Annotated in this window: 20 protein-coding genes and 2 pseudogenes; 11 read left to right on the top strand and 11 right to left on the bottom strand. The window is 39.9% G+C overall.

The features are described 5' to 3' along the window. Positions 1–95: 95 nt before the first annotated feature. Both DSBG_RS15220 and DSBG_RS15215 read left to right on the top strand, forming a co-directional pair. The gene (locus tag DSBG_RS15220; protein ID WP_068965150.1) at positions 96–527 is read left to right on the top strand and encodes a hypothetical protein; all 432 of its coding nucleotides are present in this window, start codon (positions 96–98) and stop codon (positions 525–527) included. Positions 528–633: 106 nt separating this feature from the next. After that, positions 634–1,116 (top strand): virulence RhuM family protein, encoded by a 483-nt coding sequence (locus DSBG_RS15215; protein WP_083236908.1) that lies wholly within the window; start codon positions 634–636, stop codon positions 1,114–1,116. Between the two features lie 107 nt (positions 1,117–1,223). Here the strand turns inward: DSBG_RS15215 and DSBG_RS15210 are convergent, their stop codons facing one another. Further along, positions 1,224–1,763, bottom strand: coding sequence for a TetR/AcrR family transcriptional regulator (locus DSBG_RS15210; RefSeq protein WP_068965149.1), 540 nt, complete (start codon positions 1,761–1,763; stop codon positions 1,224–1,226). A gap of 125 nt (positions 1,764–1,888) precedes the next feature. Between DSBG_RS15210 and DSBG_RS15205 the strand changes: the two genes are divergently transcribed. From DSBG_RS15205 to DSBG_RS15195, 3 genes are all read left to right on the top strand, one after another. Further along, a complete protein-coding gene (locus DSBG_RS15205) occupies positions 1,889–2,611 on the top strand; it encodes an SDR family oxidoreductase (protein ID WP_068965148.1) in 723 nt (240 codons plus the stop codon). A 74-nt stretch (positions 2,612–2,685) separates the two neighbouring features. Next, positions 2,686–3,060, top strand: coding sequence for a hypothetical protein (locus tag DSBG_RS15200; protein ID WP_068965147.1), 375 nt, complete (start codon positions 2,686–2,688; stop codon positions 3,058–3,060). 88 nt (positions 3,061–3,148) lie between these two features. After that, a complete protein-coding gene (locus DSBG_RS15195; protein WP_068965146.1) occupies positions 3,149–3,973 on the top strand; it encodes a nitroreductase family protein in 825 nt (274 codons plus the stop codon). Between the two features lie 378 nt (positions 3,974–4,351). Here the strand turns inward: DSBG_RS15195 and DSBG_RS15190 are convergent, their stop codons facing one another. Beyond that, a complete protein-coding gene (locus tag DSBG_RS15190; protein WP_068965145.1) occupies positions 4,352–4,795 on the bottom strand; it encodes a YoqH family protein in 444 nt (147 codons plus the stop codon). Between the two features lie 24 nt (positions 4,796–4,819). On the opposite strand from DSBG_RS15190, the gene DSBG_RS15185 reads away from it, so the two are divergent. Next, a complete protein-coding gene (locus DSBG_RS15185; protein WP_176716292.1) occupies positions 4,820–5,740 on the top strand; it encodes a recombinase family protein in 921 nt (306 codons plus the stop codon). A gap of 575 nt (positions 5,741–6,315) precedes the next feature. Here DSBG_RS15185 and DSBG_RS23200 read toward each other — a convergent pair. The 8 genes and pseudogenes from DSBG_RS23200 to DSBG_RS15150 all read right to left on the bottom strand — a co-directional run bounded on the left by DSBG_RS23200 (position 6,316) and on the right by DSBG_RS15150 (position 11,510). Further along, positions 6,316–6,456 carry a hypothetical protein gene (locus DSBG_RS23200; RefSeq protein ID WP_176716291.1) on the bottom strand — a complete coding sequence of 47 codons (141 nt, stop codon included), beginning with the start codon at positions 6,454–6,456 and terminating at the stop codon, positions 6,316–6,318. A 65-nt stretch (positions 6,457–6,521) separates the two neighbouring features. Continuing rightward, the gene (locus DSBG_RS15180) at positions 6,522–7,040 is read right to left on the bottom strand and encodes a rhodanese-like domain-containing protein (RefSeq protein ID WP_068965143.1); all 519 of its coding nucleotides are present in this window, start codon (positions 7,038–7,040) and stop codon (positions 6,522–6,524) included. A gap of 338 nt (positions 7,041–7,378) precedes the next feature. Next, positions 7,379–7,821, bottom strand: a pseudogene (locus DSBG_RS24350) (DUF2284 domain-containing protein); the annotation flags it as partial. A 109-nt stretch (positions 7,822–7,930) separates the two neighbouring features. Beyond that, on the bottom strand, positions 7,931–8,158 hold the full coding sequence (locus DSBG_RS15170; RefSeq protein WP_068965141.1) for a hypothetical protein: 228 nt from the start codon (positions 8,156–8,158) through the stop codon (positions 7,931–7,933). Between the two features lie 160 nt (positions 8,159–8,318). Continuing rightward, on the bottom strand, positions 8,319–9,326 hold the full coding sequence (locus tag DSBG_RS15165; protein WP_083236905.1) for a uroporphyrinogen decarboxylase/cobalamine-independent methonine synthase family protein: 1,008 nt from the start codon (positions 9,324–9,326) through the stop codon (positions 8,319–8,321). Positions 9,327–9,398: 72 nt separating this feature from the next. Beyond that, positions 9,399–10,151, bottom strand: a pseudogene (locus tag DSBG_RS15160) (DUF5714 domain-containing protein); the annotation flags it as partial. A 167-nt stretch (positions 10,152–10,318) separates the two neighbouring features. Further along, the gene (locus tag DSBG_RS15155; RefSeq protein WP_068965138.1) at positions 10,319–10,534 is read right to left on the bottom strand and encodes an ArsR/SmtB family transcription factor; all 216 of its coding nucleotides are present in this window, start codon (positions 10,532–10,534) and stop codon (positions 10,319–10,321) included. 649 nt (positions 10,535–11,183) lie between these two features. Continuing rightward, a complete protein-coding gene (locus tag DSBG_RS15150) occupies positions 11,184–11,510 on the bottom strand; it encodes a hypothetical protein (protein ID WP_068965137.1) in 327 nt (108 codons plus the stop codon). 143 nt (positions 11,511–11,653) lie between these two features. Between DSBG_RS15150 and DSBG_RS23195 the strand changes: the two genes are divergently transcribed. The 3 genes from DSBG_RS23195 (at position 11,654) to DSBG_RS22575 (ending at position 12,594) form a co-directional block, all read left to right on the top strand. Next, positions 11,654–11,791 (top strand): hypothetical protein, encoded by a 138-nt coding sequence (locus DSBG_RS23195; protein ID WP_176716290.1) that lies wholly within the window; start codon positions 11,654–11,656, stop codon positions 11,789–11,791. Between the two features lie 138 nt (positions 11,792–11,929). Beyond that, a complete protein-coding gene (locus tag DSBG_RS15145; protein WP_068965136.1) occupies positions 11,930–12,340 on the top strand; it encodes a hypothetical protein in 411 nt (136 codons plus the stop codon). A 62-nt stretch (positions 12,341–12,402) separates the two neighbouring features. Further along, positions 12,403–12,594 (top strand): acyl-CoA synthetase family protein, encoded by a 192-nt coding sequence (locus tag DSBG_RS22575; RefSeq protein WP_068965135.1) that lies wholly within the window; start codon positions 12,403–12,405, stop codon positions 12,592–12,594. A 40-nt stretch (positions 12,595–12,634) separates the two neighbouring features. Here DSBG_RS22575 and DSBG_RS15135 read toward each other — a convergent pair whose 3' ends face one another. Then, a complete protein-coding gene (locus DSBG_RS15135; RefSeq protein ID WP_242877661.1) occupies positions 12,635–13,993 on the bottom strand; it encodes a condensation domain-containing protein in 1,359 nt (452 codons plus the stop codon). A 351-nt stretch (positions 13,994–14,344) separates the two neighbouring features. Here DSBG_RS15135 and DSBG_RS15130 point away from each other — a divergent pair, with 351 nt between their 5' ends. Both DSBG_RS15130 and DSBG_RS15125 read left to right on the top strand, forming a co-directional pair. After that, positions 14,345–14,548 carry a hypothetical protein gene (locus DSBG_RS15130; RefSeq protein WP_068965133.1) on the top strand — a complete coding sequence of 68 codons (204 nt, stop codon included), beginning with the start codon at positions 14,345–14,347 and terminating at the stop codon, positions 14,546–14,548. Further along, a complete protein-coding gene (locus DSBG_RS15125; RefSeq protein WP_242877659.1) occupies positions 14,538–14,981 on the top strand; it encodes an acyl-CoA thioesterase in 444 nt (147 codons plus the stop codon). Before DSBG_RS15130 ends, DSBG_RS15125 begins: the two co-directional genes overlap by 11 nt. Positions 14,982–14,997 lie beyond the last annotated feature (16 nt).

Below are 14,997 nucleotides of genomic sequence, written 5' to 3'. Positions count from 1 at the left end.
GTGGAAAATTGTGTGCTTTTGTCGAAGAAGTGAGCAAGAGTATATGCCCAGGAATAACCAAATAATTTTTCCAGGAAGAGAAAGAGTGATGTGTCGTGGATAATAAAATAGACCAGAAAACTCAGAAGGCTTTACTAGAAGCCTTATCCAAGGCGAAAGAGCATAGCCGGCAGTTACAAGACAAGAGGGAACAACAACTGTGGAAGAAAATCCATATTCCAGTTAAACTCTCCGATGCACTTAACAATCTTTCCAAAAATGAGCTTGATAAAATCCGACAGAACCTCGGTCTTAAAAACTTGAGTTCTTTAAAAAAAGGTGATTTAACTGGCAAGCTTGTCAATTTGATACCTGTAAAATTTAAGGATATTCTCAATGTCTTAGACCTGGAAAGATATGATATGGTCAAAAGAATGTTAAAGAATGCAGGTCTTGTAATGGCAAATAATATTTCTGTATCTAAAGTGGAATCACTGATGGGATATGGTATTGCTTTTCCGGGAGTTCATCTAAGTGTTGTAGGTTAAGAGAGAAGAAAATGAACTAAGAAAATGAAACTATTGTCGGAATGTTTCGTGGAGACATGTCTATAGTTAATAGTTCATTAGAGGATTTTTGGGGGCGGTGAGTATAATGAGTTCAAAGAAGAAACTTGAGGTTTTACAGATTAGAAATAGCATAGCCGAATTTTTAATATTTACTTCACAAGCAAATGAAAATACGATAGAGGTTTGTGTTCAGGATGAAACGGTTTGGCTTACACAGAAATTGATTGCTGAGCTTTTTGGCGTGGAAGTGAATACGATCAATTATCATCTAAAAGAAATATTTAAAAGCGGAGAAATAAATGAAGAAGCAGTTATTCGAAAAAATCGAATAACTGCTTCTGATGGAAAAAGCTACAACACAAATTTTTATAACCTTGATGCTATTATATCCGTTGGCTACCGCGTTAATTCATTAAGGGCAACACAATTCAGACAATGGGCAACTGGAGTGCTACGAAATTTTGCAATTCGGGGATATGTCTTGGATAAAGAGAGATTAAAAATATGCTGTAGTAGGTTGAAGGCAGGGAAACGACATATAATTTTTTTCCAGAGGGGAAACCCGTGATGAAGGGCAAGGTTGGTTTGAAAATTAGCCTCGCCTTTTTTTGTTGCTCGGAAACATATCCACTGGTGAAATAAGCAAGTGGTAGTACAAAAACAACATTGAATGAATCAGCTGGCAGTTACTTCGAACATAAATTCGGATATTTCATCAACGCTCTCAACAGTTCCATTTTTGACCCACTCCAGTAGAACTCTAAAAAGTCCAGATGCTATGTACTGTGGTAAATACTTTTCAAAAAGTGTAGATTTTGAAAACTTGTCCGTTTGATTTTTAAAGAAATCAGTCACATGTATGCAAAACTGTTCATAAAAGATATGAGTCAATTCTGCTTTTATTAGCATTTCAATGAAGCCACTATGCTCTTTAAAAAATGAAAAGCACAATCTAGTTCTATTTAATTTGTTTCTGTTTTCTAGTGCCTGTAATTTTATCAAAAGCACTTGGAATAAATCTCTAAGGCGGAAAATTATAATATCCTCTTTAGTTGCATAATTTCTGTAAAAAGCAGCACGTGATACGCCAGCTACTTTCGTAATTTCTGTTATGGTTATTTCGCTAAAATTCCGCTTATCCAATAATTTCATAAGTGCGGTAAAAACAGATTCTTTGGTAATTCGTTTCTGCGTTTCAGAATATGGTTCAGACATGACAGATTCCCCCTATTTGTAACAAGCAAGTCACAATCTATTGATTTCTTGTTTTTACTAGTATACACTGTTCTTGGATGCGTTACAAGTGTAACGCCTGTACAAAATGATGGAGGAGTTATTATATGAAATTAAAATCAGATACTATTTTAATTACCGGAGGTTCATCAGGAATTGGTCTTGAAATGGCTAAACAGCTCATATCGCTAGGAAACACAGTTATTATAACAGGACGAGACATTTCTAAGCTGGAATTGACAAAAAAAGAATTGCCATCTGTTCATATATATCAAAGTGATGTGAGTGATTCACAAGCAATATGTGAGCTGTATTCAAAAGTAACAGCAGATTTTCCAAAGTTAAATATACTAATAAACAACGCAGGAATTATGCGTGCGGTTGACTTTAACGATACTGAATACGATAAAATTTGCAGTGAAATCGACATTAATTTGAGTGGCCCAATTCGTATGGTGCAGCAGTTTTTGCCACATTTAAAGAAACAGCCTGAAGCTGCCATTGTTAATGTTTCTTCCGGTCTTGCATTTATCACGTTCCCGAAGACGCCTATATACGGTGCGTCAAAAGCCGGTCTTCACGCATATACAAAGACGCTTCGTCTTCAGCTTAAAAATACAAGCGTTAAAGTATTTGAACTTGCACCTCCAAAAACTTCAGCACCTCTTTTTAATCGTGACAATCCAAATGTTGAAAAGAATAATCGTATGCCAACAATGGATGTTCCAAAAGTGGTTACTGTTGCGATTGGCAGTATAAAGAGAGATAAATTTGAAATTCTACCGGGTTTGAGTAAAATGCTTAAACTTGCTGGGCGATTTCAACTCTAACTATATAAGTATGGCAGTAGAATCTAATAAAAAAACATAGCAGGTGGTTTGATGAATAATTAAGGAGAGATTGTATGCACAAAATTCTTATTTACGCAGCATATGGCTGGCTGACCTTTGGTGGAATAATGCATCTATTCGTTGATGTTGTTTTGCAATATTTACGCAAAGTCCGCTTACCTGGCGCCGAAACAACTCTCTATTGGGGGCTTAATACCGCTTACGGATTGGGACAGATTATATTTGGATTGTTTGCACTTTTTGTTGCTCGGTATGCTTTCGAAGTTCTGGAGCAATGGCCTGCAATTACACTCAGCTTTCTTGCAGCAGTGGCTTGGCTGGTATTTGGATTATTCTTTATTGAGTATCGTGAACCTAAAATTATCATTTCAATATTTATTATACTTCTTATTGCAGCGACTATGTCCGGTAACTCAGCTTATAGATAGAACGGTTTCTCTTTACTAGGCATAAAACGAATAGAATAGAAAAAATGCTTAATGATTCCCTAGCCAATTTCACAGGAGGAAATATAGTATGGATTTGATTCAGGTTGACCTTAAAAAATGTACTAAATGTGGAATATGTTCCAAAGTTTGCTCTACAGGTGCTATTGGCATGAATGAACAGGGGCCAATGGCCGTTAGCCAACACTGCATTGCCTGTGGTCATTGCGTGGCAATTTGTCCCATGGGTGCACTTGATAATATAAAAACACCTTTAGCAAATCAAATACTTTTGGAAGCAGCACCAGTTCTAGACCAAGACACTGCAGCTTTGTTTCTTCGCAGTAGGCGTTCAATTAGGGAATTTCAAGATAAGCCTGTTCCAAGGGAAAAGATTATGCAACTACTAGATATTGCTAGGTTTGCGCAAACAAGCGGTAATTCGCAAGGAGTATCCTACCATGTCATTGATGATAGGGACATACTGCGTGGGATAACAGCCGCATTCTTTGACTGGCTGGAAACAGCGTTAAAAACGCCGCTGTATGCTGGATCACCTTATGAAACCTCATTCTCCGCTCACGTCGCAAACTACCGCCAGAATGGTGTGGACGTTGTCTTGCGCGATGCGCCTTGTCTGGTGATCCCCATTGTTGAAAAAAGAACTTTGCCAACATGTCGGGACAATACACTCTTTACGTTGGCTTATGCGGAGCTATTCGCACCCTCTATTGGTCTTGGAACTTGCATTTCTGGATTTTTTAATATTTGTGCTGGTTCTGGATATAAACCATTGCTTGATATTCTGAATTTGCCGGTAAATATGCAGGTTACGGCCAGGCTGATGGTGGGTTATCCGAAATATGCATATCGACGTTTGGTAGATAGAAACCCATTGAAAGTCACTTGGCGATAAGAGCCTTACATAGCCAATAAATACAGATCACTTCCCGCTAGACGTGGGAAGTGATCTGTATTTGAGAAAAATTCCCTTCCACCAAGGGTATACCAGATTGATGCGTCATCTTTTTTGTACCTCAAGGCACGTTGGTGTTACTTCATTGTAAGTATCCCGAGAAAGATAATGCAGTTATAAAACTTAAACGTGATATAGTTTAAGTAAAGATTAAACTGCCTGCACGAAGGGGCAGGGTGTCCATATACTCCTACAGCACCAGTAGTTCTCCGTTTCATCTCGGATAATTGCTGGTGCTGTAGGAGTATATGATTTAAATCATTATCTTTTCATCGGTACGAAAGAACTTATCCTCCTTTCTTAGGATCCTAATAACGTTTAGCAAATAAAAACTCCTTCGAATAATATAAGGTCACCAGGGGGCGGGGTCGCTACAGGATCCTGATTAGCACTAATTCTTACTTTAACGCTTGGAGTGATTTTTAAAGTTCCTAAGTCTATAGTGCTTGCCCAAGAGGGGGTGGGTTCAGTTGTTGAATATAGCGGCTTAGATAGAGCATAGTCTACATAGGCAGCGTAGCTGGAGTAATTGCCAAAAGCTGAAGGAGCAGGCATGTTAGAGATAATACTTATAGTATGATTACCAGTTGGGCCGATATACGCAATTGCATTTGCAATGATACCAGTTGGTATTTGTGCCTTTGGTGTAAGTAGTACCGAACATGGTAAAGTTAACTGACTCGGTAGCTGCCCCGGTATGCATAAAACATCACTCGGGTAAATCACATTTGGATCAGATATTTGTGGGTTAGCTTTAATCAAGTCAGCAAGTTTTACTCCGAATTTTTGAGAGATGGAATAAAAACCGTTACTGGAGGTGAAAGATGGTGGGATTCAACTATAAGCGGAATGTTGGAAAATGAGAAGTATTATGGAGACGTACTATTACAAAAAACGATCACTGTTGATTTCCTCAATCATAAGCGCAAGGAGAATAAAGGTCAGGCCCAGAAGTATACAGTCAATGATAACCACCAGCCGATCATATCCAAAGAAATATTTGACAAGGTTCAAGATGAGAGGGAACGGAGAGCATTGCTCAAGGGGAATTTGGTAGGTGATAGGCATAAATATTGCAGCAAATACCCGTTTAGCGCTAAAGTGTTTTGTGGCAACTGCGGGAATATCTTTAAAAGACGACAGTGGAACAGTACCAATACATCAAAGAAAGTTGTATGGCAGTGTAAGACATATATAGTGGACGGTAAAGAGGCCTGTGGTGCTAAGGCAGTCGATGAGAATATTTTAACAGATGCTTTTGTGCGAATGTTCAACAGAATCTATGAAAATAGGGATGCATTCATAAAGACAATGACAGCGAATATTGAAATAATTATTTTGCAAAGGCCAGACATTGGAGAAACAGAAGCTCTGGATAATCGAATTGAAGAATTGAAAAATAACCTTAAGAGTCTTATCCGGTTCCAGGTGAATAATAACGTCGATGCTGAGGTTTATAATGAGGAGTACAAAAGTATATCTAGAGAATTGGAGGAAGTTCGAAAGAAGAGGTTGGAGCATGATAAGGTAAATGAGTTGAAGGACGGCTTGAAACAAAGGTTTGCTGAAATCCTAGAGACGATAAACAACAGGGACTCACTACTTGAAGAGTTTGATGATAAAATATTTAATGCGTTGGTTGAAATGTCGCCAACGCATTTTGTTTTCAATCGAGGAGTATCTGGTAGAGCAGGGCTCGATATTTGATAAGTTTGATGGGGAATTATTCTGAAAGCTGATAGAGAAGGTTAAGTACAGCCCATGATAGAGGTAGTGTTGTGTTTAAGACAGGAGTGGTGGTTAGGGATGCGTTAAGATAAGGATATGGTTGCAAAAATGCTGGTTAAGGTTTAGAAATTTTGGTGTTTAGACTGTATTCAGACGGTAGAATGTACTATTATTGTAGGAGAAGGTATTTAGAATAAACGGAAATTGGTATATATTGTATATAATGCGTAGCTTGATAAAGGGAATGGAATGTTATCTGGCAAACAGTATCAAAAAAACAGGGCCATTTAACCAACGTTAATGACCCTGTTCTGGATATTTAGATGAGATTATGCAAATTACACCAACTTGAGTATTATTTAGGGGCGACCTCAGTTACTTTAATGATGGTGTCAGTTTCGCTGGTGCTGGCTCCATAAGGCTCTAATCTACATTTCGGGGTTTTAGTCAAACTTGCCTAAATTGATCTTCAATTCAGGTCCCTTGACACCCTTAATCTCACAATCCTCGCATACCTTAAACCTTGAATTTCGGATAGTTCTTCTTTTGGAACCTCAATTCCACTTACTCAAATCGGTCTTCCGTTCAGGAGGCTTGACACCCTTTATCTCACAGTCCTCACATACTTTTAAACCTTCAATTTCGGTGAGTTCTTCTTCTGGAACCTCAACTCCACATTTTTCGCATTTAGCCATTGCGATCTCTCCTCCTCATTAAATTCCGATTAAGGGTGATATTCATTCTGTGCGCTTATCAAGAATTAAAGCCCCTTGGCAACAGGGAATTTATTTTTCTCCCACTCAGGGTAACCGTTACTTAACGAGAGAACGTCAAATCCATTAATTTTGAGGAGAGCTGCAGCCATGCTCGCGCTTTGACCTGTATAACAATAGATTACGATTTGTTTATCCTTAGGAAGAGTATCAAATTTCTTACCAAGGTCTTGGAATGGGATATTTATTGCTCCCGGAATATGTCCTACCATGAAATCGTTCGCTTGTCGAATGTCAACCAAGGAGATTTTTCCTTGCTCCGCTAACCTAGCTTGAAGACCGGGAGCGTCAATCATATTGTAGCTATCTGGAATATTCGTGAAGTAATCAACCGCTGCTTGTTTTAAGACTGAGGCTTTGTCCACCGTAGGAGTTGGGGTTGAGACTGGAGCTTGAGCAGGCGTAGTAGCTGGTGTTGTAGACCCACAACCCGTAACTAGAATCAATAAAAATGAAAAAACCAAGACAAGGCACACAATAGACCGATTGATTAGTTTTCGAGACATAAAACTGCCAGAGACAATGGTTTTCAAATTGATACAAAAAAAGAAACGTATGGTAAATGGAATTACTTCGCACTTGTGTTGCTTGAATAACAAAATTTAGGGGCAGGTGGAATGATTGCATGTAGGTGTTCAGTAAACCTTCCATCATAAGTTAATGTTTAAGCGTTTCATCCGCAAGTTATTACAATTTATTACCTTTAAGAAGTATTTTTAGTACATACAGGGTTTGTTAATACCATATCCTTTAGTATCACTTATGAAGTGAAGTGTTTTTCAAGATATATGTTAGGGTAGTGCCCTTAACATACAAAATCCAAAATAATAAAAGGAGGAAAAAAGAATACATCTATTCCACATGCTTCCATCAAAGGTCTAGCAACTTTGTTTTTTTCTTGCGAAGTTTGTGGCTCAACCTGAGCCACTTTATTACCGGATTGTCAGGTCGGGCTGTCACCGAAAGGAAGCGCTAACAGCGCAAATGCTTTATAAAATCCTAATGCATTTGCCTCGTGTTCGATTTTAATAGCTAATTGGGAAAGAAGGGGACCGCTGGAGCCATTTAGCAGTAAAGCCTTGTCGTATTCCTTAAGAACCTTTTTTGTTTCTTCAGCACTTGGCGCAAGAGGGGGGGTAAAGACCCTTTATCGTAGAAAGGACAACCGTATTGACATTTCCATCGTACCCATTCTCCCACGGCAACAGTGCTAGAATCGATAATCTTTGCTCCGTCAACTCCCAGTTCTACCGCCTTTGTTATCAGGTATTCAAATTTATTTAAACTGTTGTTCATTAAGATTCCTCCTCACTCATATTTATCATTCTTTACTTTGACAAAAATAGAATTTTTACTCCCCTCCTGTTCCTCCTTAAATTATAATAATATATTAAGATCAAAACGGATTTAAATTACGTCGCTTCAACTCGCCTTTTAACGCTGTAAGTGCTTCCTTTAGTGCACTCACATCAGCTTCAAACTTTTTTACGACATGGCCTGGAAGATGTAGTCCGCTTTGTCTTAAGACATAGCCTTGTTCCTCTTCTAATTCTTCGAGTTCAGTGGAAAACTTCTGTAAACGTCGCCTTAAAGCCTCTTCACTCAATTTAGACAAATCCTCCATAATATACTCGCTCCTTTCATATTTTCTCTGCCTGTCATCCCACTACCGTTAACTCCTTATCACAGCCCTAGATTAATTTGGGGGATGATCATCGTTTTAATCATACGATGTATAAAACTGTGCCCGACCAATCACACGGTGTGCCAAACCGCGCAAAAAACTACAACAGGAAACCGTATTTTTCCCGGAGTCTTAGGGAGACATCCAGAGTTAGACCGTATACCTTTGCAGCAAGCTCAACTGAACAACTCCCTACCCCACAACTTGGGGTGATCAAAGCTTGTTGAAGCAAACGTTCCTTGGGTACACCTTTTTGGACAAGTGAATCAATTGATTGTTCAAAAATAGTCATTAAATCTTCAACCTTTAAATCCAATACTTTTTCACTGGTGGGCACTAAACCCCAAGCCAAGATCCCCCCTCTTTTCAGGAAAGTTTTCAATTCATCAATATATAGAGTCAAGCTGGTGAAATAACCAAAAGCATCGAAGTTGAGAATATCGGCTTGGGAGTCTAGAATAATTGACCAGTCCGTGCTGGCACATACATGAATTCCCGCTATACCGCCAGCCGAATGAATCGCATCAATGATCTCGTTAAATTCGCCGGTTATTTCATTTTTGTTCAAGGTAATAAATGTCGATTGTCCATAGGCATAGAGCCCCGGTTCATCAATGAAAATCAGGACTGGTTTCCCTAAGCGACTAAGTTCAGTGGTCTGCCAACGAGCTTGTAAGGCGAGAGACTTAACGACAATCTCCCGTAGTTCTTGGCTATAGTACGCTGATTTCTTGTTCTGGTCAGTGATCTGCAACCCTAAAGTTAGCGGCCCGGTAATCTGGCCCTTGATAAACTTAGCCTCGGCAAAAATTCCTTCAGTGATGTTTTCCAGGAAAGTATAAAAACCTTGGGCAGTGTCTTCGGGAAAGGAAAACAGGCTTAAATTACCGCTACTTTCGATGATCTCTAAATAACTACTGTAAAAATCGGTTAGTCGTTCGAACCAATCAGGACGGGCTGTGTCAAAGAAGGGTTTTTGCCCGTTCATCGCTGTTACTAAACCCAATTTTACCAGCGGGGAAATGTATTGATTCAGCATATCTTCATTTGTTCCTTGATTCGGCAACTGCGGCCAGTGCGGAATATCTCCAAAAGTATGGCGGATCAACTCCAAGGCTTCTTTTGTCTCTAGATGAGGTAAACTTCCTACACCTGTAGCTAAGAGCGCTAAATTATAGTCCTACTTCAATTCTCCTTTAGCTGCATTGTAATAATAACTACATTTTTCTCGTCTGCAACCGTGAGGATGTCTTTCTACGTCAGTGCACACGATTGGAGCCGAAGACTTGGTTAAAGAAATGTTCAGTATTTCTTTAACTAAAGCGACAGCTTCAGTCAAAGCGTGCCGAACATAGTTTTTGCAACAACATGGTCCAGTTTCTTGGGCGATCACGTTGATAATCTTGGCGACAACCGTCATGGTCGTGGCGGTTTCCCGATCTTTAGGACAAGCAGCCCCTAAAATGACGCTGAAGCAGGCCCCAATTCCCGGCGCAATCCCGCAAACCCCGGTTAAGCCACAATATCCGCCGATGGCTTGACGATGTGTTCGGTTTAGGACCTCAAGAACTTGGGCATCGGTTATCTTCAGCGTACCTTCATTTTTAAGCGCAGCCATAAGAGCCCCTGCTGCGATCCAGGCATTTTCACAGCCTAACATAGGCACTTGATCTTTAAAATTCATTAAGGCTTTGGCGATTTCCAGGGGGTCCTGGGACTCACTAGCCAGCACATATTCCTTGACCAATGCAAAAACACCTTGGCCATGGCATTCATCACAGATATAATGACCGTTGGGACAACAAATGTTAGCCATTTCCTCTTTGTTACAAATCGCACAGGTGAGCTTACGGCCGTTATCAAAGTATTCTAATGGACTTCCACAAATCTTGCAGTGTTCAGTGTTACCTGCTAAATGCTGACCAGCATTTGAGTCAGACCCTCAGCAGTTTGTGGAGATATTATGCAATTCGATCACAGAAAGGTTCCTCCCAAGTGGTTAATTTCATTACGTCATAGATTTAATAATTTTAAGTCGTTATTTTTCCGAATAAACTCTTGGCAGTTTTCAATGATCTTCCAGATCACTTCATCGGCTATTCAGTAGAAATTATAACTTGCGCGGTATTCGACGCGAGCGATTCCGGCGGTTTTTAATACTTTCAGATGATGGGAAGTTAAGGGTTGGGAAAGCCCAGCTGCCTCCGCAATATCATTGACGCTTTTACACTCTTTGGTTAGAACTTCAACAATATGCAGCCTATTTTCGTCGGCTAAAGCTTTTAAGAATTGCAGAATATCTTGATATGCTTCCAATCGATCACTACCTATACTTTATGAATTTTCTGAATTATAACATAAATGGTTGTTTATATCAATATTAGTTTATATTACATCGTTGCCGGAATTGCTGATAAACAATGAAAAGCATCTGTACCTTTCCGTACAAATGCCCCCTATTGCACTCCCCTTCTTTTATCATAATCATTCAGATGGGCTCTATCCTTCATATAAGCCGAAGGTCGGAATGTTGTTTAATGTAAGCACATAATTCGGAGAGGAGTTATGCAATGGCCAATCCATTTTTAGAACCCGCTAGTTAATATGTCAGTGAGGACAATTAACATAATAATTCAACATGTGTTCTAAGCCGCTAAAGTGTGGTGCCAATGCAAAGAGTTATGAACATATCGTACGCATTACTGTGTTTTCTAACAAGCCCATGCGGAGAACGGAGTCACGTTAGTAGCTTTATTAAACTTACATTGAAGTAACATCAACGCACGTGGAGACGGTGGTGAGTTTGAAAACACTCACATTTTAAAAACCCAGTATTCATGCGGGTTGTAGGGTTTGTAATATTATCAAAATAGGCGAAAATAGGGCAAAATGTTGGGCTTTGGTTTTCGTCCATTTTGGCGTCCAGTCTGGGGTGGTTTTTGGTGGTAAATCACTGAGATTTGATTCATGACAACTTTTTATACTTTGATTGTGGTGATGCACGCCACTTGGCGGTCAGCGAATCACCGCAGAAGGCGGCAATTACAATGTTATAAAAAGCAGGAATATCGTCGATAGAAGCAGAAAAGCCATCTCTTGTGAGTTTAATCAAGGAGATGGCTTCATCATTTGCAGCATAGGGAGTTGTGAGTTTGGCAGCCCCTCTCCCTTTGCCAGTTTGATGGTGACTTGAAGTCCCATTGCAAGATGAGTGCGCCTGTAAGTAACAGCCAACATTGTTACGCAGACATGATGGAATTCCGCCTTTAGCGAGCGGTAGGGAAAGTGTCAAGGGATAAACCCACCCTATCATCCCGCTGCTTACCCGAACGGGAAAACCCTACGGCGACCATAGCATGCAGTTGTCCTTAAGGACAGGCGCCGAAGTAATGATTAAAGTAGCCCTAAAATTACGCGGTGCGGGGATGAAACAACGTGTATGAGGATGAAGGATATTCACTACCTTGCGAAGTTCTTCATCTGCCAGGTTACTGCTACCAAGGAGTGCGTTATTACCATGCTTGGGCAAGAGATATTGCCGCTGACCGGGGATTTGCTTTGAAGGCTGGTTGATAGGGTTAAAGTTCAGATGATTGTTGCGGTGGTATCCGTATTTAGGGTAGAGGGGAGGGAGGTCTTTGTAATTAATACGAGAATATTAGGACAGGTCTTTATTAATTGCATATGATGTACTAAAGAGGAAGTGATCATTTGTTTAGAAATAGCAGAACCGATACCCAACTAGATATAAGGTTGGTATATGAAGAGAGAACAGGTGATATTATCTTTCTTATTGGTACAATATTGGAAATAGTTTCCGCCTATCAAGCTGAGGATTCAATACTAAGCAAATTATATATAATTAAATCCTCGGATAATTCCGCATATACGATTGCAACAGCAAGCTGGCTTTTTTTAATTGCAAGTATAATCTTTGCACATGTTGCAATCGTTAGGTTGGTGGAATTAGGAAAAAACAAAAGTACCTTAAATTCAACTATAAAGTCTAGCCAAATTGTGACAACTGGAAATATGATTAAGGCTGTTGGATTCGGCTTAGCAGCGATTGGAAATCAAATAAAGGTTAGCACTTTGGGTAATACAATCGCGATTTCTCAGTAACGAATATACATTTGTTATTATTATTAAATCATAGGCAGTTACTGGGTTTGGGAGAAGCTAGATTGGTTGATAATCTGGATACTCTGGAGATATGGGTAGAAATGTCACAGAACATGTTTTTGGATAAGGTCAGGAAAATCGAAGAGCTTGAGGTAAAAATCAGAAAAGAAATCGTTAGTACATGGGTAGAGCCTAAGACCATAGAACGAAGTGAAGGCAAGGCGAAAAGGGTCATCGACAAGCGAAGGATATAGTCATCATATTTTGCAGAGAGGGCATATGGCCCTCTCTGCACTACTGTTTACAGCCTTCCATTAGTTCACTTTTAATCTTGTTCAGGAGTTTCTCATGATACTTCCTGTTGATGGAACCTTTGTAAAATCCGATTGCAAGCGTCAATATCCCGTTATAGCTGGATGCAACAATTAAAAGTCCGGGGGCACGTATTGCCGGCGGAATAATATAAGCGTCAGTGACTACATGCTCGCCGAATTTTATTAAAGACTTTGAAATAAGGCCTACGTTAGACAATCCCGGAGAGCAAAAAATACTTTTTTGCGACAGGATTTCGGAGGTCTTTGATACGAATCTGGAAAAAGCCAGAAACTGATAAAAATTGAAGATTTCTGCACGTTCTGCAAGTGAAGCGTTCTGATAACCCGGGTTTGCGCTCTTTTTACGATTCATTACGGAAACTACCCTAGATAATGTTCCCTCAAAGGATTCACCGTGAGTTCTTGGGATCCTTAAAATAATTCCTCCTGATAAATTCCGGATTGCCTGAGCTTTGTTATCGGGGAGGTAGCGGCGCAAATCCACAGTAAGGCCAATATCCATAGGAATTCCGTATGGAGGCCGGGATAATTTAAACATTGCCCTGTAAAAGGCGGCAAGTATTAAATCATTAATTGTAGCTCCCCGTTCTTTTGCAAACCTAGACAATATATCAAGCTGCCCTGCGGGGAGCCTGCAAATCACAAAGGGAGTGACATTCTTACATCCTCCCGACTCCCATGGGAAAGGCCAGACGGTCCTGGGGCTTTCTACTACCGAATTGTCAAGTTTGGGGTTTTCTATGCCAAGGGTATTAAATACCCGTTCATGATCTTCCCTGCTGCGCACGCTTGGTTTTGGCACATACTCTCCATTTTCGCAGTCAATACTGGAATAAATATGTGCCAGAAGATGGATGTATTCCTTTGTACCGGCGCCATCACTACATGTGTGGTTAAGCTTAATACCTACCGTGTCATACTCCTGCGAACGTATGAGTTTTACTTTAACCATAGGGTCATTATCCATATCCAAAGGGCTTTCCAAAAACAGTTGGACAGCTTCTTCCGCGTTGGTGGTCTCCTCCATAGAGCAGAACTCTATTTTATCAATATCCTCCAGCCGTTTCCAATATGGAGGGTCATGCTCAACAAACCGGCAGCCCAGAACCGGCTCAGCATCAACGGATAATCTTACTGCTCTTGACAGCTTGTCGAAGTCTATTCTGCCATCCAGCTTCATTATAACCTGGATCTGAAAATTTCCAATTCCGTACCGGGCTGCGTAATTGCCAAAATCATGAGCGTACGCGGGCATAACATCCGATCCAGCATCAAAATCCAGCTTGTTGATTTTGGGGAATTTAAAGATTGATTGCACTTTCAACTGCTCCTTTTAGAAAATTATCTACGGTTCTTTAACTTTGCAGTAGTTATATTTACATAATAGTAAAAAGCGATTTGTAATTTGCCTGCTTGTATCATTTTATGAAATGCTTCACCTAAATGTCACGGTTTGGTAATTATGATAATCGAAATTGAGAATAATTTGTACGTTACTACCCCCAAAGCAAAAATGAATAGTTAACATAAGAGATTAAATGTAACACCTGCGGACAAAGTACCATAATATGGTATTACGAAATATGTTTCTGCTGTCTGCTGTACCTTATGTGTACATGACATGGAGAAGTATGTATATTGTGAATTTTATACAAGGAGTGGGGTAGGTATGAAAATCAAATTCGGTAAAGCCACAATTAAGGCTCCATATGAGAAATGTTTTGCAACAATGTTTTCAATGCCCAATCCGGAATTCTTAAAGGAATTATTCAGCCTGACATATTCAAGCTATACCAATTATCTTGAAGAATGTACAAAGTGCGCGGAAAAGTATACGAAAACGAGTAAATCCGATAAAAGCCATGACGACTAATGTAATGGCCACAGAAACAAGTCTCCATGTTAAATATACAGAAGTTGATGGGATGGGCATTGTACACCATTCAATCTATCCGCTCTGGTTCGAAAAAGGCAGGGAGGATTATTTGAGGAAGGCGGGAGCTTCAAATTCGGAAATTAGCGGCAGGGGCTTCTACCTTCCGCTTATCCAAATGGAATGCAGGTTTAAAAGTCCTGCAAGGCATGGCGACGAGGTAACAGTCATTACAAGAATATCCTATATGTTCTGTGTGAAGTTAAAGTTTGAATATGAAGTGCTGGAAAAGGAAAAAGGGAGGCTCCTTGCTGCGGGAAAGACAGTCCATGTATGGACAAACCGTAGGATTGAACCAATTAATATTAAAAAGGAGGATCTCGAAATTTACCAGCGGCTCAGGCAATTTTCCGAGTCTTGCAGCACCGGTTAGTCCAGGAGTGGTTAAA

This window comes from Desulfosporosinus cupriresistens, from assembly GCF_001707885.1.
Classification (GTDB): Bacteria; Bacillota; Desulfitobacteriia; order Desulfitobacteriales; family Desulfitobacteriaceae; genus Desulfosporosinus.
The sequence above is the reverse complement of the archived record's forward strand: the minus strand, read 5'-3'. Positions and strand labels throughout refer to the sequence as shown.